The 330-nt window shown below is 64.5% G+C and carries 1 pseudogene; it reads right to left on the bottom strand.

Going from position 1 to position 330, the window contains the following annotated elements:
• Window positions 1–330 (bottom strand): annotated as a pseudogene (locus tag F1735_RS34535) (hypothetical protein); the annotation flags it as partial.

The raw sequence follows: 330 nt of genomic DNA, 5'->3' as shown, positions 1-330 counted from the left end.
TGCCCGCGCCCGCCGCGCGGCCGCTATCGTTGAGCCGGATCGTGGTCGCCAGTCCACGGCTCAGGTCCGCCAGGGTGTCGGCATCGTCGAGGTTGAAATGGATATCCAGGTCGTCATGGCTCATCACCCAGATGGTCCCGAAAAAAGCGCCGAACTGGCCGATCAGGGGCGCCACCAGCGCTTCGTTAACGGGAACGCCGGTTTGCGCCATCCACGCAAAATACCGGTGCGGCTTGAGCAGCAACTGGGTTTTGCGGTACGAAAAGCACAGCCCGCATGGGCTGTCGGAGCGGGGAAAGCGCCGGCCTTCAAACGGCCCCAGCACGCCCA

It is taken from the genome of Massilia genomosp. 1, from assembly GCF_011682185.1.
GTDB lineage: Bacteria > Pseudomonadota > Gammaproteobacteria > Burkholderiales > Burkholderiaceae_D > Telluria_A > Telluria_A rubra.
Note: the sequence above shows the minus strand (reverse complement) of the source record. Positions and strands in the feature narration are given on the sequence as shown.